Origin of the sequence: Escherichia sp. MR, assembly GCF_005280595.1 — a bacterium.
GTDB lineage: Bacteria > Pseudomonadota > Gammaproteobacteria > Enterobacterales > Enterobacteriaceae > Escherichia > Escherichia ruysiae.
Window position 1 is genome coordinate 165,362 of record NZ_SZVK01000001.1, and the last position, 22,369, is coordinate 187,730.

Annotated in this window: 25 protein-coding genes; 3 read left to right on the forward strand and 22 right to left on the reverse strand. The window is 51.4% G+C overall.

From position 1 onward, the window contains the following. Nucleotides 1-167: 167 nt before the first annotated feature. Nucleotides 168-860: a DUF421 domain-containing protein gene (locus FC814_RS00825; RefSeq protein WP_000642857.1), complete on the reverse strand. Its 693-nt coding sequence runs from the start codon at nucleotides 858-860 to the stop codon at nucleotides 168-170. Nucleotides 861-989: 129 nt separating this feature from the next. On the opposite strand from FC814_RS00825, the gene ycaO reads away from it, so the two are divergent. The 3 genes from ycaO to pflB all read left to right on the forward strand — a co-directional run bounded on the left by ycaO (nucleotide 990) and on the right by pflB (nucleotide 6,350). After that, nucleotides 990-2,750, forward strand: a complete 1,761-nt coding sequence (gene ycaO / locus FC814_RS00830; protein WP_137325378.1) for a 30S ribosomal protein S12 methylthiotransferase accessory factor YcaO — start codon at nucleotides 990-992, stop codon at nucleotides 2,748-2,750. A gap of 405 nt (nucleotides 2,751-3,155) precedes the next feature. Next, on the forward strand, nucleotides 3,156-4,013 hold the full coding sequence (gene focA, locus FC814_RS00835) for a formate transporter FocA (protein WP_000642547.1): 858 nt from the start codon (nucleotides 3,156-3,158) through the stop codon (nucleotides 4,011-4,013). Nucleotides 4,014-4,067: 54 nt separating this feature from the next. Continuing rightward, nucleotides 4,068-6,350 carry a formate C-acetyltransferase gene (gene pflB, locus FC814_RS00840; RefSeq protein WP_001292820.1) on the forward strand — a complete coding sequence of 761 codons (2,283 nt, stop codon included), beginning with the start codon at nucleotides 4,068-4,070 and terminating at the stop codon, nucleotides 6,348-6,350. A 318-nt stretch (nucleotides 6,351-6,668) separates the two neighbouring features. Here the strand turns inward: pflB and ogrK are convergent, their stop codons facing one another. The 21 genes from ogrK to FC814_RS00945 form a co-directional block, all read right to left on the reverse strand. After that, the gene (gene ogrK / locus FC814_RS00845; RefSeq protein ID WP_000468308.1) at nucleotides 6,669-6,887 is read right to left on the reverse strand and encodes a prophage transcriptional regulator OgrK; all 219 of its coding nucleotides are present in this window, start codon (nucleotides 6,885-6,887) and stop codon (nucleotides 6,669-6,671) included. A gap of 81 nt (nucleotides 6,888-6,968) precedes the next feature. Then, a complete protein-coding gene (locus tag FC814_RS00850) occupies nucleotides 6,969-8,132 on the reverse strand; it encodes a phage late control D family protein (protein WP_137325379.1) in 1,164 nt (387 codons plus the stop codon). Further along, on the reverse strand, nucleotides 8,132-8,611 hold the full coding sequence (locus FC814_RS00855; RefSeq protein ID WP_000978896.1) for a phage tail protein: 480 nt from the start codon (nucleotides 8,609-8,611) through the stop codon (nucleotides 8,132-8,134). Before FC814_RS00855 ends, FC814_RS00850 begins: the two co-directional genes overlap by 1 nt. A 14-nt stretch (nucleotides 8,612-8,625) precedes the next feature. After that, a complete protein-coding gene (locus FC814_RS00860) occupies nucleotides 8,626-11,073 on the reverse strand; it encodes a phage tail tape measure protein (RefSeq protein WP_137325380.1) in 2,448 nt (815 codons plus the stop codon). After that, nucleotides 11,066-11,221, reverse strand: a complete 156-nt coding sequence (locus FC814_RS00865; protein ID WP_000143830.1) for a GpE family phage tail protein — start codon at nucleotides 11,219-11,221, stop codon at nucleotides 11,066-11,068. The genes FC814_RS00860 and FC814_RS00865 overlap by 8 nt, the downstream gene beginning before the upstream one ends. Continuing rightward, entirely contained in the window at nucleotides 11,218-11,493 is a 276-nt protein-coding gene (locus tag FC814_RS00870; RefSeq protein ID WP_001031307.1) for a phage tail assembly protein, read from the reverse strand. The genes FC814_RS00865 and FC814_RS00870 overlap by 4 nt, the downstream gene beginning before the upstream one ends. 56 nt (nucleotides 11,494-11,549) lie before the next feature. Further along, on the reverse strand, nucleotides 11,550-12,068 hold the full coding sequence (locus FC814_RS00875; protein WP_001251408.1) for a phage major tail tube protein: 519 nt from the start codon (nucleotides 12,066-12,068) through the stop codon (nucleotides 11,550-11,552). A 12-nt stretch (nucleotides 12,069-12,080) separates the two neighbouring features. After that, nucleotides 12,081-13,271, reverse strand: a complete 1,191-nt coding sequence (locus FC814_RS00880) for a phage tail sheath protein (RefSeq protein WP_137325381.1) — start codon at nucleotides 13,269-13,271, stop codon at nucleotides 12,081-12,083. Nucleotides 13,272-13,638: 367 nt separating this feature from the next. Continuing rightward, on the reverse strand, nucleotides 13,639-14,130 hold the full coding sequence (locus FC814_RS00885; protein ID WP_016157982.1) for a hypothetical protein: 492 nt from the start codon (nucleotides 14,128-14,130) through the stop codon (nucleotides 13,639-13,641). 9 nt (nucleotides 14,131-14,139) lie between these two features. Then, nucleotides 14,140-14,547, reverse strand: coding sequence for a hypothetical protein (locus FC814_RS00890; protein WP_071598983.1), 408 nt, complete (start codon nucleotides 14,545-14,547; stop codon nucleotides 14,140-14,142). Nucleotides 14,548-14,803: 256 nt separating this feature from the next. Next, nucleotides 14,804-15,382, reverse strand: a complete 579-nt coding sequence (locus FC814_RS00895) for a tail fiber assembly protein (RefSeq protein WP_016235182.1) — start codon at nucleotides 15,380-15,382, stop codon at nucleotides 14,804-14,806. Beyond that, a complete protein-coding gene (locus FC814_RS00900; protein ID WP_137325382.1) occupies nucleotides 15,382-18,000 on the reverse strand; it encodes a phage tail protein in 2,619 nt (872 codons plus the stop codon). Before FC814_RS00900 ends, FC814_RS00895 begins: the two co-directional genes overlap by 1 nt. A gap of 10 nt (nucleotides 18,001-18,010) precedes the next feature. Continuing rightward, the gene (locus FC814_RS00905) at nucleotides 18,011-18,541 is read right to left on the reverse strand and encodes a phage tail protein I (RefSeq protein ID WP_001285322.1); all 531 of its coding nucleotides are present in this window, start codon (nucleotides 18,539-18,541) and stop codon (nucleotides 18,011-18,013) included. Next, nucleotides 18,534-19,442, reverse strand: a complete 909-nt coding sequence (locus FC814_RS00910) for a baseplate assembly protein (protein ID WP_087903411.1) — start codon at nucleotides 19,440-19,442, stop codon at nucleotides 18,534-18,536. Before FC814_RS00910 ends, FC814_RS00905 begins: the two co-directional genes overlap by 8 nt. A gap of 4 nt (nucleotides 19,443-19,446) precedes the next feature. Further along, entirely contained in the window at nucleotides 19,447-19,794 is a 348-nt protein-coding gene (locus tag FC814_RS00915; RefSeq protein ID WP_105280167.1) for a GPW/gp25 family protein, read from the reverse strand. After that, entirely contained in the window at nucleotides 19,791-20,432 is a 642-nt protein-coding gene (locus tag FC814_RS00920; RefSeq protein WP_096879917.1) for a phage baseplate assembly protein V, read from the reverse strand. Before FC814_RS00920 ends, FC814_RS00915 begins: the two co-directional genes overlap by 4 nt. Before the next feature lie 66 nt (nucleotides 20,433-20,498). Beyond that, complete coding sequence (locus FC814_RS00925; RefSeq protein ID WP_001001780.1) at nucleotides 20,499-20,951, reverse strand: phage virion morphogenesis protein; 453 nt, start codon at nucleotides 20,949-20,951, stop codon at nucleotides 20,499-20,501. Continuing rightward, a complete protein-coding gene (locus tag FC814_RS00930) occupies nucleotides 20,944-21,411 on the reverse strand; it encodes a phage tail protein (RefSeq protein WP_100733662.1) in 468 nt (155 codons plus the stop codon). The genes FC814_RS00925 and FC814_RS00930 overlap by 8 nt, the downstream gene beginning before the upstream one ends. Beyond that, nucleotides 21,374-21,619 (reverse strand): Rz1-like lysis system protein LysC, encoded by a 246-nt coding sequence (lysC, locus tag FC814_RS23015; protein ID WP_301546324.1) that lies wholly within the window; start codon nucleotides 21,617-21,619, stop codon nucleotides 21,374-21,376. The genes FC814_RS00930 and lysC overlap by 38 nt, the downstream gene beginning before the upstream one ends. Further along, nucleotides 21,519-21,944, reverse strand: coding sequence for an Rz-like lysis system protein LysB (gene lysB, locus FC814_RS00940; protein ID WP_137325383.1), 426 nt, complete (start codon nucleotides 21,942-21,944; stop codon nucleotides 21,519-21,521). Before lysB ends, lysC begins: the two co-directional genes overlap by 101 nt. Continuing rightward, nucleotides 21,932-22,357, reverse strand: a complete 426-nt coding sequence (locus tag FC814_RS00945; protein ID WP_137325384.1) for a DNZ54_00345 family protein — start codon at nucleotides 22,355-22,357, stop codon at nucleotides 21,932-21,934. Before FC814_RS00945 ends, lysB begins: the two co-directional genes overlap by 13 nt. Nucleotides 22,358-22,369: the final 12 nt, after the last annotated feature.

Below are 22,369 nucleotides of genomic sequence, written 5' to 3' on the forward strand. Positions count from 1 at the left end.
CCCGGTCAATCGATTGCGACCGCAGGTAATACGTTATTCCTGTGGCTATCGGTTTTATCATTCAGTGACACGCATCGCAATGGGTAAAACCGTTGAGAGCAAAAATGCGGTACGCGTCACACAATAGAAAATCTCGGATTATTGGAAAAAAACCGATATTTTTGCTGTCAGGTCACTCGTTTTGCCCGACTTGCCTTCGTCCATTCTGGATTTGCACAGCGCGGACATAATTGTTTTTCACCCGCCTTCATGTGAATGATTTCACTGCAACGGATGCAGGCATAGTCCGCCGACTCCGGCACCACTTTATAACGCTGGGTACAATCACTGGGTAAAATAAGTAACCCCGGCTTCACCTTGTCATCTTCAAAGAAATAGACGCTGATTTCACCGTTGGTTTCAAGAATAGCCAGACGTACCTGTCCTAGTTGTTCTACACCACGCAGTCGCAGCTCCATAAAAAACTCAAATTCCGTCATGTTGGAGTTATTGAGTTTCGACCAGGCCAGTTCGCCATCTTCAATAATGACAACCGGCTTGCCCTCCAGCAGATCTTCCAGTTTCTCACTGTGCGCCATCAGCCACATCACAAGGCGGTATAACAACGCCAGGGTAATGAAGACGATAAGCACCGGGATCATCGGCACATCGTCGTAAAACGCCACATCCCCTGCTGCCGACCCCAGTGTCAGAATGATTAACACTTCAAACAGCGACATTTGCCGCACTCCACGCCTACCTGTCATTTTAAGAAACAGAAAGACCAGTACAAAGGTATAGAGACTGCGTAGAGCGACTTCGCCAAGAAAATCCAGCGGCACTTTATCGAATGCCATACGGTGGAGATCGAACGCCTTCATTTTTATGCTCTTATCGTAATTTATCCGCTAAAAGCATAGTCAACAGTTCACCGGCGTGGCGGCGGTGATAGCGCCTTTGAGATAAAACCCGTATTATTGCGCGCTTTCCGTACGACTAAAGTGATTTTCATGACACAAACATTTATCCCCGGCAAAGATGCCGCCCTGGAAGATTCCATCGCTCGCTTCCAGCAAAAACTCTCCGACCTCGGTTTTCAGATTGAAGAAGCTTCCTGGCTGAATCCGGTGCCTAACGTCTGGTCTGTACATATTCGCGACAAAGAGTGCGCGCTGTGTTTTACCAACGGTAAAGGCGCAACCAAAAAAGCGGCGCTGGCTTCTGCTCTGGGTGAATATTTCGAGCGTCTCTCAACCAACTACTTTTTTGCTGATTTCTGGCTGGGCGAAACTATCGCCAACGGTCCGTTCGTCCATTATCCCAACGAAAAATGGTTTCCACTAACCGAAAACGACGATGTGCCGGAAGGCCTGCTTGATGACCGTCTGCGCGCATTTTACGACCCGGAAAATGAATTGACCGGCAGTATGCTAATTGATCTGCAATCAGGTAATGAAGATCGCGGTATATGTGGCCTGCCGTTTACACGCCAGTCTGACAATCAGACCGTTTATATTCCGATGAATATTATCGGTAACCTGTACGTTTCCAATGGTATGTCCGCTGGCAATACCCGCAACGAGGCGCGCGTTCAGGGGGTGTCCGAAGTTTTCGAACGCTACGTGAAAAACCGCATTATTGCTGAAAGCATCAGCTTGCCGGAGATCCCGGCAGAGGTGCTTGCGCGTTATCCGGCTGTAGTTGAAGCGATCGAAACACTGGAAGCGGAAGGTTTCCCAATCTTTGCTTATGACGGCTCGCTTGGCGGTCAGTATCCAGTGATCTGCGTCGTACTGTTCAACCCGACCAATGGCACTTGTTTTGCCTCCTTCGGCGCGCATCCTGATTTTGGCGTTGCACTGGAACGTACCGTGACCGAGCTGCTGCAGGGTCGTGGCCTGAAAGATCTGGATGTGTTTACTCCGCCGACCTTCGATGATGAAGAAGTCGCCGAACATACTAACCTCGAAACGCACTTTATCGATTCCAGCGGTTTGATCTCCTGGGATCTTTTCAAACAAGATGCCGATTATCCGTTTGTGGACTGGAATTTCTCTGGCACCACTGAAGAAGAGTTTGCCACGCTGATGGCTATCTTCAACAAAGAGGATAAAGAAGTTTATATTGCCGATTACGAGCATCTGGGCGTTTATGCTTGCCGCATTATCGTGCCGGGTATGTCCGATATTTATCCGGCAGAAGATCTGTGGCTGGCAAATAACAGTATGGGCAGCCATTTACGTGAAACAATTCTTTCGTTGCCAGGCAGTGAGTGGGAAAAAGAAGATTACCTGAACCTCATCGAACAACTGGATGAAGAAGGTTTTGATGACTTTACCCGCGTGCGTGAGCTGTTAGGTCTGGCGACCGGGTCAGATAACGGTTGGTATACCCTGCGTATCGGTGAATTAAAAGCAATGCTGGCACTGGCTGGCGGCGATCTGGAACAAGCCCTGGTCTGGACTGAATGGACGATGGAATTTAACTCATCGGTGTTCAGTCCGGAACGCGCCAACTATTATCGCTGCCTGCAAACATTGTTATTACTGGCGCAGGAAGAAGATCGCCAGCCGCTGCAATATCTGAATGCCTTCGTTCGTATGTACGGCGCAGACGCGGTAGAAGCGGCCAGTGCGGCAATGAGTGGCGAAGCGGCGTTTTATGGCCTGCAACCGGTAGATAACGATCTACACGCGTTTGCTGCGCATCAGTCGCTGTTAAAAGCCTACGAAAAGCTGCAGCGTGCCAAAGCGGCATTCTGGGCAAAATAAAATCAAATAGCCTACGCAATGTAGGCTTAATGATTCGGCTGAGTTATATTACGGGGCGTTTTTTTAATGCCCCGCTTTACATATATTTGCATTAATAAAATAATTGTAATTATAAAGTTAAATATCGGTAATTTGTATTTAGTAAATACGATCGATATTGTTACTTTATTTGTCTGATGCTCCCTTTTAATTAACTGTTTTAGCGGAGGATGTGGAAAAAATTCAACTCATTTGTTAATTTTTAAAATTTATTTTTATTTGGATAATCAAATATTTACTCCGTATTTGCATAAAAACCATGCGAGTTACGGGCCTATAAGCCAGGCGAGATATGATCTATATCAATTTCTCATCTATAATGCTTTGTTAGTATCTCGTCGCCGACTTAATAAAGAGAGAGTTAGTGTGAAAGCTGACAACCCTTTTGATCTTTTACTTCCTGCAGCAATGGCCAAAGTGGCCGAAGAGGCAGGTGTCTATAAAGCAACGAAACATCCGCTTAAGACTTTCTATCTGGCGATTACCGCCGGTGTTTTCATCTCAATCGCATTCGTCTTCTATATCACAGCAACTACTGGCACAGGCACAATGCCCTTTGGCATGGCTAAACTGGTTGGCGGCATTTGCTTCTCTCTGGGGCTGATTCTTTGTGTTGTCTGCGGAGCCGATCTCTTTACTTCTACAGTGTTGATTGTTGTTGCCAAGGCGAGTGGGCGCATCACCTGGGGTCAGTTAGCGAAAAACTGGCTGAACGTCTATTTTGGCAACCTGGTCGGCGCGTTGTTATTTGTGCTTTTAATGTGGCTTTCCGGCGAGTATATGACCGCCAATGGTCAATGGGGACTTAACGTCCTACAAACCGCCGACCACAAAGTACACCATACTTTTATTGAGGCTGTCTGCCTCGGTATCCTGGCTAACCTGATGGTATGCCTGGCGGTATGGATGAGCTATTCTGGCCGCAGCCTGATGGACAAAGCGTTTATCATGGTGCTGCCGGTCGCGATGTTTGTTGCCAGCGGTTTTGAGCACAGTATCGCAAACATGTTTATGATCCCGATGGGTATTGTAATCCGCGACTTCGCATCTCCGGAATTCTGGACCGCTGTCGGTTCTGCACCGGAAAATTTTTCTCACCTGACCGTGATGAACTTCATCACTGATAACCTGATTCCGGTTACGATCGGTAATATTATCGGCGGTGGTTTGTTGGTTGGGTTGACATACTGGGTCATTTACCTGCGTGAAAACGACAACCATTAATGGTTGTCGAAGTACGCAGTAAATAAAAAATCCACTTAAGAAGGTAGGTGTTACATGTCCGAGCTTAATGAAAAGTTAGCCACAGCCTGGGAAGGTTTTACCAAAGGTGACTGGCAGAATGAAGTAAACGTCCGTGACTTCATTCAGAAAAACTACACTCCGTACGAGGGTGACGAGTCCTTCCTGGCTGGCGCTACTGAAGCGACCACCACCCTGTGGGACAAAGTAATGGAAGGCGTTAAACTGGAAAACCGCACTCACGCGCCAGTTGACTTTGACACCGCTGTTGCTTCCACCATCACTTCTCACGACGCTGGCTACATCAACAAGCAGCTTGAGAAAATCGTTGGTCTGCAGACTGAAGCTCCGCTGAAACGTGCTCTTATCCCGTTCGGTGGTATCAAAATGATCGAAGGTTCCTGCAAAGCGTACAACCGCGAACTGGATCCGATGATCAAAAAAATCTTCACTGAATACCGTAAAACTCACAACCAGGGCGTGTTCGACGTTTACACTCCGGACATCCTGCGTTGCCGTAAATCCGGTGTTCTGACCGGCCTGCCAGATGCTTATGGCCGTGGTCGTATCATCGGTGACTACCGTCGCGTTGCGCTGTACGGTATCGACTACCTGATGAAAGACAAACTGGCACAGTTCACCTCTCTGCAGGCTGATCTGGAAAACGGCGTAAACCTGGAACAGACCATCCGTCTGCGCGAAGAAATCGCTGAACAGCACCGCGCTCTGGGTCAGATGAAAGAAATGGCTGCTAAATACGGCTACGACATCTCTGGTCCGGCTACCAACGCTCAGGAAGCTATCCAGTGGACTTACTTCGGCTACCTGGCTGCTGTTAAGTCTCAGAACGGTGCTGCAATGTCCTTCGGTCGTACTTCCACCTTCCTGGATGTGTACATCGAACGCGACCTGAAAGCTGGCAAGATCACCGAACAAGAAGCGCAGGAAATGGTTGACCACCTGGTCATGAAACTGCGTATGGTTCGCTTCCTGCGTACTCCGGAGTACGATGAACTGTTCTCTGGCGACCCGATCTGGGCAACCGAATCTATCGGTGGTATGGGCCTCGACGGTCGTACCCTGGTTACCAAAAACAGCTTCCGTTTCCTGAACACCCTGTACACCATGGGTCCGTCTCCGGAACCGAACATGACCATTCTGTGGTCTGAAAAACTGCCGCTGAACTTCAAGAAATTCGCCGCTAAAGTGTCCATCGACACCTCTTCTCTGCAGTATGAGAACGATGACCTGATGCGTCCGGACTTCAACAACGATGACTACGCTATCGCTTGCTGCGTAAGCCCGATGATCGTTGGTAAACAAATGCAGTTCTTCGGTGCGCGTGCAAACCTGGCGAAAACCATGCTGTACGCAATCAACGGCGGCGTTGACGAAAAACTGAAAATGCAGGTTGGTCCGAAGTCTGAACCGATCAAAGGCGATCTCCTGAACTACGATGAAGTGATGGAGCGCATGGATCACTTCATGGACTGGCTGGCTAAACAGTACATCACTGCACTGAACATCATCCACTACATGCACGACAAGTACAGCTACGAAGCCTCTCTGATGGCGCTGCACGACCGTGACGTTATCCGCACCATGGCGTGTGGTATCGCTGGTCTGTCCGTTGCTGCTGACTCCCTGTCTGCAATCAAATATGCGAAAGTTAAACCGATTCGTGACGAAGACGGTCTGGCTATCGACTTCGAAATCGAAGGCGAATACCCGCAGTTTGGTAACAACGATCCGCGTGTAGATGACCTGGCTGTTGATCTGGTAGAACGTTTCATGAAGAAAATTCAGAAACTGCACACCTACCGTGACGCTATCCCGACTCAGTCTGTTCTGACCATCACTTCTAACGTTGTGTATGGTAAGAAAACGGGTAACACCCCAGACGGTCGTCGTGCTGGCGCGCCGTTCGGACCGGGTGCTAACCCGATGCACGGTCGTGACCAGAAAGGTGCTGTAGCGTCTCTGACTTCCGTTGCTAAACTGCCGTTCGCCTACGCTAAAGATGGTATCTCCTACACCTTCTCTATCGTTCCGAACGCACTGGGTAAAGACGACGAAGTTCGTAAGACCAACTTGGCAGGTCTGATGGATGGTTACTTCCACCACGAAGCGTCCATCGAAGGTGGTCAGCACCTGAACGTTAACGTGATGAACCGTGAAATGCTGCTCGACGCGATGGAAAACCCGGAAAAATATCCGCAGCTGACCATCCGTGTATCTGGCTACGCAGTACGTTTCAACTCGCTGACTAAAGAACAGCAGCAGGACGTTATTACTCGTACCTTCACTCAGTCTATGTAATTAGATTTGACTGAAATCGTACAGTAAAAAGCGTACAATAAAGGCTCCACGGAAGTGGGGCCTTTTTTAGCAAGAGAGCCTTTTTTGTCAGCTATCTATACTTTAAGGTAACTGCCAAAACAGACTCGACGTAGCCTTCGAGCTGCGCACCAACACGGCCTCAGATGGGCCACATCTGGAGAAACACCGCAATGTCAGTTATTGGTGACATTTTTTGATATCTAATCACATGAAATAAAAGGATTTATTTCTGGTCACGTCCACACATTGACCACATCGACAAAAAAGCCCCTCGACTGAGGGGCTTTCTGTTTGTAATTACATCCACATAATTTGCTGCCCTGATGGTAACGGGTGCGGCCTTACGGCGTGGACTTCTCCCGGCTTCACGATGTATCGCTGTACCGACTCATAAGTGATGAACGTGGCGCTGCAATTCACGTTCTGACACTGGTGATAACGCTCTTTTGTCGTGTCAGTAATATAGCGGCTTGTACGCGCATGTGCAGCATGCTGGCATAAAGGACAATGAAACATCGCGAGCACCTCTTCCGGTTTTGTTGATGGTGCCATTTTAGTTAAATTATCCTTATAAAACAAACAGATAAAATAAAAACATCACTCATCATCTTCTGTTTCGTACTCCACATCAGAAAGCCTGACCTCAAGCTCTAAGGACGTCGTGAAGCCGCTATTATTCAGAAAATGTGTCACCTTAGTGATTGTCCAGTCCTGCTCGTCTATGATGCGCTTAAAGCCTGACACTTTAACCGGTGTTTCCGTGTAAATATCTGCCCGACCGGTAGCCAGGCTGATGGAGAACTCCGCAACGCCCCGTTGCAGTTTATCCCACTTCGCCTGAGCGGCGCGCATGGCCTGCGCTTTCGTGGCATATACCGTGGTCAGGGCAAAAACGTTGTCAGCTTCCCCGGCCATGTATTCACCTTCGCGCGCTTCCGGTACTTTAGGCGCTTTCTTCTGCCTGACCGGTTTCGCTTTCGGGTGCTCCAGTGCGCGCAGGTGTTTTTCTTTCTTTTTGCGTTTCAGTTTTATCTTCTGCTTTTGTGGTTTCGGGTCTTTGGTGTGTAACCACTTTGCCGTTACGCCGGTGTAAGCTCCACGGTCAGCAATCGCAAAATGATGACGGTCGCCGTCGCTGCGGGTGATGGTAATCTGCGGGATTTTTTTACCACTGGCCGTCACCCCCTGCCCCGCTTTGAGAAACAACAGTTTTCCCATTTTTACCGACACCTCACCGCCGTTGCGTTCTGCAAGACGGGTCAGGAATTTCGCATCAGACTCCTGCGACTGGTCGATGTGCGGGATTTTAATTCCTGCCAGTGACGGCGCGACACTGGCTTCCAGCCTGTTACGGGAGGCTATCGCCTCAACAATCGCACCGAGCGTGGTGTCATGCCAGGAGCCTTCACGGCGGGAATTGAGCGTCCCGCGAAAATCTGCACTCCGGGCGCGGATGGTGACCACATCCGGTGCGCCCCGGTGTTCAACCTCATCAACGGTAAATTTCCCTTTGCATACCAGGGCAAAACCTTTCCAGCCGATATACACCGTCAGGACAGCGCCACGAACCGGTAGCCCTACCTGCCCGTCGGCATCGTTCAGTTCAATATCAAGCTGGTCAGCCTCAAAGCCCCGGTTATCCGTCAGAGTCATGCTCATCAGACGGTCGCTGATATTGCCGGTAATATCCCTGCTGTCGAGCATCAGCATGTAATCCGGTGTCAGCGTACTGCCTGCATCAAATGTCAGCGCATCCAGCATTATCCCGCCCCTGTCATACCCGTGAATTTAGTCGCCATACTGCCAGCCTTACCGATGAGCGATTCCGCCTGTTTACCGATATCGCCATAAAGCGCGGCCAGTGATTCATCAACGCGGGTGAGCGACAGCGTAAAATCAATTTTTCGGGGTGTGCCGTCTGCAAAGAAAATACTCCCTGTTTCACTCACCCTGCTGATGACATACATGCCGTAAATCATTCCGGTGCCATCCAGCAACGGCCACGCCCGGCCTTCCTCTGCCATCAGTCTGAGCGTGGTCATCGTCAGCTTGCCGCCGGTCAGTTCGGGATAAAGCACACCGGCAAGCGTGATGTTTTCCTCACCCACACCGAGAAACTGAAAGGCATCCCGTTTGCCGATACGGGAATTTGACGGCCAGCGATAATCTGATTCACGCTGCATGGTCTGGTGTGGCAGCGTCTGGCGCATAAAAACAAACATACCTAACGCGAGCATCATTTTTCGTCACCTCCTTAACCGTCATGCATCATGCTGGCACGGGCGCGCGCACGTTTATCCCGCTCGTATTTTTCGAGCGCATCCTGTAACTGGCGGTCAAGCTGTGTCCCCGGCGCAGTACCACCCGTCAGGCTGATGTGATATTCGTTTTTACTCTGGTCCACATAAGAGCGGCCAGCCGGTGCCGTGACCGGCTGATAAGCCTGATAGCCTGCATAAGAGCTGGTCGCCGGAATATAACCACCGGTGCCATACGTGGCGGCATGAGTCCTTGCGGCGGTCTGGTCAAGTGTGTCTGACTCTTTGTTGATAACACCGAGTTTTTCCAGTACCCAGTCAATACCACTGCGCAGTTTGTTGAACGCATTAAGCGGCAGCATCAACGCGTCAGCCAGTGCCTGCCCGAACATGACGCCCGTGTCACGGCAACGGTTCAGGGTGTCCTGGGTGGCTTTGACCGGGGCAATCAGGTTTTTAAACCACTGCCACGCGGCCTGTAACTTTTCGCCCAGCCAGTCGAACACCGGCTTAAGTGGCGTGAACAGTTCCCCCACCGGCGCAAATGCCGCTTTCAGCCCTTCCACCACACCGCCAAAGAATGCGCTGACAGGCTCCCAGTATTTACGGATAAGCAACGCCCCGGCGACAATGGCGGCCACCACGGCCACAACCGGCCAGCTAATCGCCCCGATAGCGGTCATAACAGCACTGCCAACCGTCGTGAAGACTGCCCCCATTGCGCCTGCTGCCGCGATGATGGCATTGATGCCAGTGATAACCGGCCAGGCTACAAGACCAATGACACCGATGATGCCAATAAGCGCCAGCGCGCCACCGACAATGAGGCCGATGGTTGACGCCAGTGATTTGTTTTTCTGGATCCAGCCGTCGAGTTTTAACACATACTTTGTGGCCGTCTGCGTGAGCTTACGCAGTGCGCCTTCCTGCTGGTCAAACAGGTCTGTCCCCACCGCCTCATAAGCGGACTGAAACTCCTTAAAGTCACCGCCGAGGTTGTCCTGCATGATATTTACCAGCTCGGCAGTCTTCCCGTCTGAGGCTTTAAACGCAGCGGTCAGTTTGTCCAGCTTTCCGGTTGAGGCGGCAGTCATCAGCACGGCGGCGGCTGAGCTGGCCTCCTCCCCGAAAATAGTTTTCATGTATTCAGCCTGCTGGGCAGTACCGAGCCGGTTTTTCTCAAAACTGGCCTGCATTTCTTTCAGAATGGTAAATATTGGCCGGGTGTTTCCCTTGCTGTCTGAAGTTTTCACGCCAAGCTCTTTGAGTGCATCCCATGCTTTTCCCGTCGGTGCCTGCAGGCGGCTTAACACGGCACGGCTTCCCGTCCCCGCCATTGAGCCTGTGATTTTTGCATCATGCAGCGCCCCGACCATTGCGGCGGTTTCTTCAATGCTGACACCGGCATTTTTTGCCACAGGTGCGGCATAGGTCAGCGCATCGCTCATGCCGTCAAAATCGGCGGCGGTTTTGTTCATCGTCATGGAGAGAACATCCCCGATATGAGCGACCTTATCGTTTGAAAGCTGAAAGGCGGATTTCATCCCCATCAGCAGGGCGGCGTTTTCTTCCATCGTGCGGCGGTTCGCCAGCGCCATATTCAGCGTGACCGGCGTTGCCGCCTGAATGGCATCAACATCCCCACCCGCTTTCGCGATGATAATCTGTGCACCGGCTGCATCATCTGCCGAGGCTGCGGTATTGTCGCCGAGCTGGCGCGCCTGCTTGCGGAGTGCGGTCATTTCGGCGGAGTCTTTTGCCACTCCGAGCACGGCCTGCAATTCTGAGTTTTTCTGCGCAAACTCATAACCGGGCATCAGCAGCTTAACTCCGGCCATCGTTCCCGCCGCCGCAATCCCCACACCGGCAGCGCCCACTGAGGCCATATTTCCGGCCAGTTCCTTTCCGGCCTGATAACGCTGTTTTACTGCGTTAAGTTTTGCCTGTTGCGCACTGACACGCGCCAGTGCGTCGCGCTGACGATTAAGCTGTGCGGTGGTTTCACTGATACGGTTTTTCAGCCCCTGCTCATCATGTGCAAGATTGCGGGTATTAATTCCCACAGCGGCCAGTTCCCGCTGCTGGCGTTTAACGGAATCCGTCAGGCGGTTATATTTCGCCTGTAAGTCCTCCGCCGCTCGCTTTGCTGATTCCAGCACTTTCGCCTGAGCACGGGTCGGACGTTCGGTGTTTTTAAACTGTGTGGCAAGGGCTTCGGCTTCCTGCCGTGCCTTTTCAAGTGCATGACCAGTCACGGCGAGCTGTGCACTGGTCTTGCGGAATCCCTCAATACGGGATGCGTGACCGTTCAGCTCGCGCAGTGATTTTTGTGTTTCCCGGATATCCCCCGACAGCGACTTACTCGCTGTGCGGATGGATTTAAACGGGCGGGATGCCTGGTCAACAGCCCTGAGCAATACCTGTAATTTTACATTGTTACTCATTCGTGTTTCCGCTTCGCCGGAGCGCCTTTTCGCGCCATGTGATGAGTTCGGTCAGGCTCATGGGATACAGTTCTGATGGCGGCCAGTGAAATATCACTGCCACATCCGCCATCAGGTCATCGACCGAGAGATTTTTTGGAAACGTCACTGCACCGAGTTCGGCGACAAAAAACCGACCACCTTACCGGCCAGCGCCACAAGGTCAGGCAGTTCCAGCGCGGCGACTTCCTGCTCGGTCAGCATCGGTGCCGTCATGCGCGGCAGCACCTTAATCAGTGCATCGACTTCGGAGTTTGCAACCGCAGCCAGACTGACACCGCGTAGCGTCCCGGCACTGGGTTTCATCAGCGTGACCTGTTCGATAACCTGCTCACCACGTTTGACCGGATTGTCCAGGGTAATGACATTTTCTTTGTTCATGGTTTTCTCACTTCTGAATCAGGGTTAACCGGCCAGCCAGGCTGACCGGATGAAAATCACAGGCCGATATTGCGGCGGTGTTGCTCCAGCCGGTCGACGCCGTTCACCTTTTCAATCATGTTGATGGTGTCAATTTCGACCAGCTCCTTACCGTCCATCGTCAGCCGGAAATAGGTGCAGACCACGGAGATTTTCGACTCGGTGTCTTCTCCCTGTTTGCCCTCGCCGGTGTCGATTTCTTTCTGACGTCCACGCATGACCACTTCGACGGCCACCGTTTCGCCGGTATCGTCGCGCTGGTAAGAGCCTGCAAAACGAATCGGCACGGCATCCACGCCGGTTGCGGCGTAAAGCTCCCAGATAACCGAATCCGGGAAGCCCCCGAGCGACCACTCCATTGACAGCGCATCGTCATCAAGGCCGAGGTCTACCGGTGCGCTGCCGTTCATCCCCGCACCACGATAGTTTTCGAGCTTACGGGTCAGTTTTGGCAGCGTGACGGACTTTGCAACGCCCTGATAGCTGTAGCCGTTCAGAAAGACGTTCATTAACTTGAGTTTGCGCGGCATTGCCATCGGTCAGGCTCCTTAATTGCTGTTAACCGAGGTGACCAGATTTGCCAGGTATTTATCGGTAATACGCTGGCGCAGGGTCAGGTTTTCAAGAGGAGGCACCGGGGTATAGTCGTAGTCGATATACAGTTTTCCGGCCTTAAGGGTTTCCGCATCGTTGGATTCTTCGCTGAACCAGCAGGTCGCATCCACGATATAGCCGTTTGTTTTCAGCTCACGGAATTTGGCATTGATGCCGTCAACGATGTCGCGAATCAACGTTGCGGTGATGGGCTTGTCCACCGCCCACATGTGCGCTTCAGCCATCGTGTCGGCCAGCACCTGCGCGGTCCGGGTGTAGTTTTCAAAGAGGAACAGCGGGTCATCAGAGCAGGTACGGTTACCCCAGAATCGGAAACCGTCGCGGCGAATCAGCGTAGTGACGCCTGCCTCGTTCAGCAGGTCAGCATCGGTGCCGGACTCCTGCAAATCCCAGAATACAGATGCGCTGATGCCGGTAACACCGTTCACCCCGACGTTGGACAGCGTTTTATGCCAGCCCTGCTCCTGGTCGATTTTAGCACGCAGCCCCAGCGCACGGGCGGTGGCATACGCGGTGGAGGTGGTACTGGTGACCGTATCCCATGCGAGGAAATCCGGCCAGATGACCATCAGCTCACGCTGGCTGAAATTCTGGCGGTAGGCTTTCACCTCGGAAATGGTTTTACAGCCCCATGCGCTGATATACCCGAAAGCGCGCAGCTTCTGGCAGACTGATGCCAGTGCAACAGCCACCTCTTTGGTGTCCAGTCCCGGCACACCGAGAATACGCGGTTTAACACCGGTTACCGACTCTGCCGCCAGCAGGGCTTTCAGTCCGGTATACTGACCGTTTTCGTCGGTGGTGCCGATGATATTGGAAACGGTCTGCGCGAGTTTCGTTTCTTCGTCTTCGCCGGTGCCGTCTTCCACGCGCACAACAACAGTCACTGGTTTTGACTGGTCGGCGATGGCCTGCAACGATGCCGCCAGCGTGCCTTTTTTACCGGCCTTTGCAATTGCGCTCTGCACATTGGTAATCAGCACCGGTTTATTGAGGGGGAAGGTTTCCGCATCCGCATCGCTGGCCGTGCAAACCATGCCGACAATGGCAGTGGATACGGTGGAAATGACGCGGGTGCCGTCGTTAATCTCCAGCACCTGCACGCCGTGATGATAGTCACTCATCCGTTTAACTCCGTGGTTAATGGGTGCAACTATTTTCTGTTGTGCAGAGCATGAGACGCTATTTGGCCTGGCTGGCCAGTGGATGAAACAACAGATAAAGAAAAGGCGGGCAATCAGCCCGCCTGCCTTGATTTGTACTCGTTCAGTTTCCAACTGTGAATTTACGGAGTCCAAACGCTAGACTATGAATCACCCACAGGGCGTTTTAGCCAATGTGTTGTATCCATCGGTTGAACTCACAGCAAGAAGTAGAAGTTATAGTCCCCAAATTGCTGCTAAAGAAATGGTGAGTAATATTGGTAAGATTGAAACTCAAAGGCTCTCAAAAAGAACCTTTGAGTTTATCTATTACGAGCGGAAAAAATGATCAACCTACTGTTTTTTCCAGTGCTTCCTTTGTTATTCTTCCAAGATATCTTACTTTTCCAATCTCAGAGCTTTGATTAAGAGCGTTATTTAGTAAGTGTTTGTTTTTATTATCAATATTATTCACAGCTTCATTTATCTCTAATAAATACTCTCCATACTTGACATTTCGAAGAAATTTTGCTTTATCAAAATAGTATTTGTTCTCTGAAACTGCTTCTAGATCTTTTTGCATTTTATTCAAAATATCAACTCTTCTCTTGAGTTCATTTTCTATTTCATTAACACTATTTTCAAGATCCTTTTTACGGTTGCTTTTAGTTTGTTTAATTTGTTGATTTATTATCTCATTAAAAAGCTGAACTTCTATTTCACGTCTTTTTTTAACAGACCTGATAGATACTAATGCACCTATAAAAACAGCTACTAAGCTAAATATAGATAGTATTGCCGGGAGAATTGATAGTATTACTGGGATAATTGTATCAATCATAGCACCCCCTTAAAACTCAAAAAATGGTGTACAATCAGCAACATGCCTGTTATATCGTTCACATGCATGTATAACAAATATAGCAACAATACACGCAATTGGAGAATAAAAATACAAGTTATCATTAAAATTAAGATTAGGATCAGAATTAGGATTTGAAGAAACAATCCCAAATACAACAGAGAAACAAATGCTCACGAATATACCCAAACCAAACATAGCAACGTTCTTAGAAGAAAGCCCTATCGAGATCGCATAAAACGCCGCTGTAATATTTAATGTTTGTATTGATGGCAAGTGATCGGAACGCACAAGTGTCTCGAACCCCAAAGGTAAGAGAGGTAAAGACATATGTAATAATAAACAAAGGAGATAGTTAGACCATTCTTTACTAACACCAGGAATCCGCTTAGCCATGATACGGTAGAGCCTTAAAAGTCATAAGAGTGTTTTATGATGCTTAATTGTAGTTTCTTAAGCAAATTAATGCACCAACAATGTTCATAGCAATATATGACTGCGTATTTTTCAAACAATGATGGCATATATTAACCATTTCCTTTTGATTAAGGCATGTTACTTGGTAATGTCCGCTCCTAGCACAGAGCGGACAGCCAGATTAGGTTTTACTCTGTGCTATAGATGTGTAAACTCACATCCGAGCTAATACAATTTATCGCGGCATTTCCGGCCATTCTATATCCGGAGCATCTTCCGGCTGAACGCGATTCAGTAGCACACGGTATTTTTTCCAGTGTGTCAGACTTAACTTTTCTTCCTCGGTAGCCATATCTAAATCGACAGCATCCTGCAGCGTGGCAATAATTTCACCTGCATATGCAATCAGCTCTTTCTTCTGAGACTCCGCCGCTCTGACAAGTGCATCACGCTCTGCATTCTCATCATTCACCCACGCATTTCCGTTCCATTTCTGATAATCCCCCTCCGGGGAAATAGCTGTCACGTCTGGAGGTAATACGCCAAGTTCAGAAATATAAATGGCTGCTCCCGTTTTCGTTTCATAGACGGTCTTTCCGCGATGGTCTTCCATCAGTTCCCATTTCATTTCATCTGCATTGAAAACGGCTGCATAACCAGCAGGAATATCAGGCGGCGCAATATCTGTACTGTTTGCAGGCAGACCTGTATACGGTGGAATATACGCATCACTTTCCCCAATAAATTCATTGGTTCCATCAAGTAAATTAAATACGCGGATAGTTTGTGCTTCTGCACTCATTCTGAAAGCCATTATGCAAGCCTCACAATATAGTTAAATGCGATGTTTTTGACGGTGTTTTCTGTATTACCTGTAGCATTAACGGTAATAGAGTGCCCGTGTGAGCCAATAGCAACCGTGTGTGAATGTGCACCAATACCAACAGTATGATTATGTGCACCAATATCTACCGTGTGGGCATGATTCCCGGCAGCTCCTGATGTGCCATTAAACGATGGGTTGTCAAAGCCTGTTTTACCGGTTTCACCATTAGTATTGGCATTCCCTCTGTAAATGGTATGTGTATGGTTACCAGTGGTATTAGTGGTTTTTGTTCCGTAGTTAAACGTACTGACTGTCTTCGTGCCGTAATCAAATGAACTGGTCGTTTTCGTTCCTAAGTCCGTATTTGACGCACTGGCACTGTGAGTATGTGATTTAATCCCGTCCTGTTCCTGTGACAATACGGCTCGCCCACTGGCGGGTTTGCCCTTGATTGTCCAGCCGCGCATATCAGGAATAACACCAGAAGGATAGGCAATAGCCAGTTTCGGATATGCTGCTTTATCAAACGTCTGGCCTTGCATAATTGCATAGCCTGCAGGTGGTGTATCTGATGGCCACGGCAGCGGAACACCTGGCGGAAACGCTTCAATATTTGCCGAGCCGTCAAATTTTACGCCGTTAATTGTCCTTGCCGTTTTCAGCTTTGTTGCGGTAGCAGCATTGCCGGATAGCTCACCTGAAAGGCCACCGCTGAATGTCTGTTTCGCGCCCCATGTCTGGGCTTCGTCAATGATTGGTACTCGTCTTGCTGTAATCGTGCGGCTTCCCGGATTTCCTGAAATGCGCACCATAAAAAAGCGGTAGTTGGCTTTACTTACAGTGCTGCGCCATACATGCATTGAGCGCCCCGTACCGGAATCATCACTCGGACCCACTGCGATGTTTATCAGGTTGCCATCAATGACGCCCCAGTCCATACCGTCGGGAATGTTGGTCATGTTATCAAGCCGAACGGTTATCAGACTGCCCGGCACAAAGTCGTAGGTCTGCCAGTCCAGACTGGATAGTTTTGCCACTGCGCCACCGATGCCCAGATTCAGAGGCAACGAAAAGGAGTTATATACTTCTCGCCATTCGGTCCATTTGCTCCCGGCGTAGACGCGCTCAAAAGTGCGCCCCTGTGTGGTTTCTGATTTCCCTGTGGTTGTGTAACGCTGCCAGACAGACACACCATCAAAACGTCTGATTACTTCCAGTATCCCAAGTAGTGTCGCGCCAACGGTGTCCAGCATCGGACCGTTTGTTGCCTTTCCTGTAACACTGTAAATACCGGGGTCGGTTAGAACATTTAAATCACCTTCGTAATAACGACTCTCTGACTGATGACCGACTCTTAACCACGGTTCCCACTGCGGATTTGATGCATCCCAGCTTGCCGCAAGGCAGCGGACATACATATTTCCACGGCGAGTGGTATAACGTTGCGTTCTTCCATAATTCCCGCCTTCGAGGATCTCAAGCATCCCCTGAGCAAAGCCGCCTTCCTCTGGATAATTGCGTTCATATGAAGCTATAGCCGAGCTACTGTTACGCCATAAACCAAGATGTTCGGCGGCTCCAAGCGTATTCAGGTCTATAGTCGTACTCAAAGGGCGGGTAGCTGATTGAGTGTGACGCCATATACCCCACGGACCATCAGAGCCATTCCACTTATTGGCGAGTCTGCGTATGTATACATTGCCGTCTCTCGTGGTAAAGCGTTGCGTACCTGCAAAATTGCCGGCAGCAAAAACCTCAAGCACACCGACAGCATTATCTTCCGGGAAATTTTTCTCCAGTGTTGCGTTAGTTGAGGTAGCTTTAGACCAGATCCCCAGATAAGCCTTAACAGGACCAAATGTATTCAGGTCGGCATCAAGCGGCATTTCGCCATTGTTTTTCATAAACGTCAGGCTGGTAACGCCAACATTGTCCAGAAAAGCTGATTTATCCTGGATATCTGCACCATTCTGATTTTTCGCCAGACGTGAATTTGCGTTGTCATTTGCTGCCTTGACCGCTTTTGGCGTTGCCGCCAATGACTCACTGGTGCTGTTTGTTGCACTGCTTAACTGAGTAAAGCCTTTTTCTGTCAGCGTGGCGTCAGGATGGCGGCGGGACTGCTCATGTTCTGCGATTTTGTCATCGACGTAATCCTGCGTCGCCATCACTGTGCTGGCATCAATACTCAGCTCAACGGACGCCACGTTACTGACAATAATAACCATGCGGCAGGTCTGCGCACGCCCGGAGCCTTCAGCGAGTTCAGGCTTATAGCTTTCTGCCATGTTGGCGACCGCAATCAGTGTTCCGGCATCGTCATACAGGCCAAGCTCACGCATCCAGAAGCCGCCCACTTCGGGCGGTACAACCAGTTCAGCCACGATATAGTTTTTATTCTTATTATCCACGCTGACTTTATTCAGGGCGTGACGCCAGACCTCATGCACCAGTTTCGTCTGACCGGCATCCGGCACCGGCAATTTGCCATTACCGTCACCCACGGCCATTGCAGACAGGGTTACTTTTTTCCCGCCGGGGACAGTGGCGGCTGCCAGCTTTGCGGCTCCGGCAGTAGTGATAACGGTTTTAAATTTCGTGCTCATTGTTTCTCACTTATCCGGGATAAACAGTAATAACATCACCATCACAGACCACACCGCCTGTATACAGACAGCCGGGAATGTCCTGGATAATGTTCAGGCCGATAAGGTGGCGACTTGCGGGTTTGGCATCGGCAATCAGCCGTTCCATTTCCAGATACATTTCCTCTGTGATACCGCTTTCCAGTACGCCGATATCAAGCCGGAAAGTGCCGGGCGGGTCGTTTGTCTCCCACCATTCCTTTACGTTAATGAGATAGCCGAGCGGCTCCACCACGCGTCGGATTGCGCCTATAGTGCCCTTATGACAGTGAATGAAATAGGCATCGCGGATAACGGCGCGTTTTGTCGCTTCCGGCCACTTTTCATCCCACCTGTCGACCGAAAACGCCCACGCCAGCCACGGCAGCAGATTTGCCGGGCAGGTGTCCGGATTCCACAGCTCACGAATACTGACCGGCGTTTTTTCAATTTCCGCACAGGCTTTTGCGGCGGCGACCTCAAGCGGTGATGAGCCGGTCGGCAGCAGTCGCGAATCACTCATCCGAGCCTCCGGTCACGACGTTGTATTCGGTACAGAAAGACGCCTGCGTACTGTTGAGCACGATGTCGGCCAGCGGAGCAGTCAGTTCGACACGCTGCACGCCTTCCACATGCAAAGCGGCATAAATGGCAGACAGACGGATGTCACGCCCCAGCCGGTGCTGTGCCGTGATATACGCTTCCAGTTTTTTCACAGCAGCAGCGCGAATGGGTTCGCTTTCGGGACCAGGGTAAAGGTAAAGCGTGGCGTTTATCTGGTATTCAACGATGGCGGCAGACTGCACGGTCACGCGGTCGGCCACCGGCCTGACGTCCTCGCCATTAAGAGCGTTACGCACCACCGCCAGCAGGTCTTCGGATGCGACACCGTTATTTTCACGTGACAGCACAGAGATGGTGACGCAGGCCGGAGACGGACTGGTGACAGAGATATCCGCGACACGCCCGTCGGCACTGCGGCCATGATACTGATAGGCACCCACCGACCCGGCGACGCTTAAGCCCTCAAACGCCTGCTGAATACGCAGACGATAATCGGTGTCAGACTCCATCACTGCCGGTGTCGGCGGGATAGTCGAATCATCTGCCGGGGTGATAATCAGGCGCGTGGTGTTGTAATTGGCACCAATCACATCAAGGTCATTACCGGCGGCACAGGCCAGCATCACCGCCCGTGCGGCCTCATTCACACGCTGACGCCAGATAAGCTCGCGATAAGCATTTTCCTCCAGCAGTTTGACGAGAGGCTCGGATTCCAGCGTCAGGGTACGGGCGACCGCCTCCTGCTGGTCTTCCGGGTAAAGGGAAATCAGTGTCGCCTTGCGTTCGGCAAGAATGGTTTCAAAGTCCAGCTCCTCAACCACATCCGGTGCGGGTAGCTGGTTCAGGTCGATAATCGGCATGGTTTCAACTCACAGGGATGGTTAACGAAAGTGGCTGGCCGGTGTCGTTATGCTGGCCGGTTAACGTGACCGTCATTCGCCCGTCAAAGCTGCGCGCCGTGGTGACGGATGCCAGGGTGACGCGGGGTTCCCATTTCAGCACCGCCATGTAACAGGCGACCTTAATCTGCAACTCAAGTGCCGGGGTCTGCGGCTGGTCAATCATTGACGCCAGCAACGAGCCGTAATCACGACGCATCACCCGTGAGCCGACCGGCGTGCGCAGGATATCGCCGATACTCTGGCTGATATGCTCAAGGTCAGTGACAGTCTGGCCATCACTGCGATTCATTCCGAGATAACGTGCTGTCATTTTGTCCCCTGTGTCCAGTTGTCTCCTGACTTAACACCACCGTGACCGTGGTCATCCACCTGAACGCCGTTAGACGTGAATTTCCCGTCGGTATGCTCGATGTTGCCGTGCATCTTCCCGCCCTTCTGCACTTCCAGCGTGCCGGTAGTCAGCTTGTTAGTGCAGACCACTTCCGGTGTGTCCAGGGTGACGCGGGTTGATGCTTTCACCGTGACCACCGGCACCGTGGCAGTAACAGAATCAGAAGCCGTCACGCTGGCCGTTTTAATTCCGCTTACCGTAAGTGCACTGGTTTCGGGTTCATATTCAATCACCGCCCCGTCAGGGAAACGGATATGCAGGGCATCCGCCGACGCAGACGGCGCGGGGTTATCGCCGGAATAAATCCCCGGCAGAACGAACGCCGTGTCGAGTTCACCGCCCACGGCCAGAATCAGCACCTGTTCCCCCACGGAAGGTGCCCACCATGTGCGCGAACGCCCGGCGCGATGGGTCAGCCACTGAAGCCAGTCAGTGCACATGCCGCCGGTCTGCACACGGCAGCGACCGGCGTTAAGGTCGGTTTCGACGATAATGCCGGTGCGGATCATGTTGCGCAGTGCGCGCGCGAGTTCCTGAATATTTGCGAGAGTGTTCATAACGGGAAGGATGCCGCCGGGTCATACCGGCGGCAATGTGACGATGAGGTGTCGGGAATGGCACAACTAACGGTCGAGGTGAGCCAGAATAATCTCTTCAATCATCTGCACATCCTCACCGGTAAAGCCGAGCAGAGGACGAGCCGGATAATCAATTTTCTTACCGTCTTTCCGGTTTTCTTCCGACAGACCAAACTGATGCACGCTGGCGATTTTCGGTGACTTCCCGCCGTAAAATTCCATTGATGCCTGTTCCGGGCTGGCGCGGATATGCAAAAAACGACTGGTGATAAGTTTCGCAAACATTTTTCGCTTAACACGACCGGTCTTTTTTCTGGCGCTCTGCTGCTGGCGTGGCGCGTAGGGTGTGCCGTCCGGGGCTTTCTGTGCCATCACCCGGCGCTGCTGACTCTGACGCAGACGTTTCGCCAGTTCGGCGCTCAGTCGCCGACGCCCTGACGGTGACAGCGATTCAATCAGTCCGGTCAGCCGGTCTTCAAAACGCTTAAACTCATTCATCCCACTTGCTCACCAGTTCGCCATTGATATACAGCTCCATCGGGCGGGTGACCGGCTCCGGCGGCGGGGGTTCCGGGATATTCTTCACATGCAGCGCGCCGTCCACCTCTCTGACCAGCGTGCGCTCGGTCAGCATCAGGCTGATGCTGATATCAAAGCTGCTGTCATTGTTGATGTCTGCATAAAACGTGAAGCCCTTTTTCTGGCCTTCGTCGGTGGTCATGATGTCGGGCTGATTTTCCCGCAGCCACGCCAGCACCGGCACAATGAGCAGGTCAAAATCACCGGTAAAGTCGGTCACAATGACATTGAGCGTGTAACGCTTTTCGAACGACAGCGACGTCGCCAGTGTGGAGGCAATACTCCCGTTATCAACGAATATCCGCAGCATCTCGGGACTGGTTTTCAGTACCGTGACGGCATCAGTCAACGCCCTGCGCAGGCTGTCGGGTTTGAGCATCGTTTTCGTCCTGACAGTGTTTAATCATTTTTACCTGGCTGGCACAGCGTGCCAGCGCGTTCTCAAGCTGCCGGATATCAGCACTTAAATCGCCGTTCGTCTGCGGGTCACTGCCCGGCATCGGGCAAAGGCTCACTTTCGGGCAGGCGTTGGCGACAATCACTGGCGTCGGTGCAGGCCGGGCGCTGGTGCAACCGGCGCACAGCATCAGGCAGGTCAGCACCGTACCAGCGGCGAAAATCTTCGTTTTCATTAAGTAACCTCGTGATGGTTTTCTCGCGCTGTGCTTCACGCTTCGCGGCGTTCTCCAGTTCCTGACGCAGTGCCACCTGCGCCAGCTCGTTTTTGTCTGCTCTGGTGAGGGCAACATGAAGCTGATTTTTCAGCATGGTGATGGTCGTCTGCTGTTCACTGGCGACGTTGTTCGCCCTGTCCAGCGAGGCGCGCAGGCTGGCATTTTTGTGTTTCACCAGAAACAGCCCCGCCACCGCCAGCGATAACAACACGACCAGCACAATCATCAGCCTTGACATGGTTCCCGCTCCTCAAGACGCTGACGACAGGCTTTACGTATCAGCCGGAAAAACAGCGACGCCACAAGATAAATCAGCGCAGTAAAAATCCACCCGGCAGCGACCAGCGAGATAAACGTCGCCACCATCACCACCAGAGCCGCTGCCCGCCTGCGCCACGGCACCGGCTGTAAAAACAGCGACGCGACAATCTTCACGGCCAGCGATTCCGGCGGCAGCTCCCGCCCGTAGCGTTCCAGCACATACTCAGTGGCATACACGCCGACACCACCGGCAACCACACAGATAACCGTCGCCAGAATCGCCCAGGCGGCGACAAAACTGACGGCCACGCTCTGCGGGTAAATCAGGGACAGTGCCAGCATCAGCGCCAGCGACACGTTCAGCATCAGTGAAAGGGATAATTTCTTCATGGTGTTTACTCC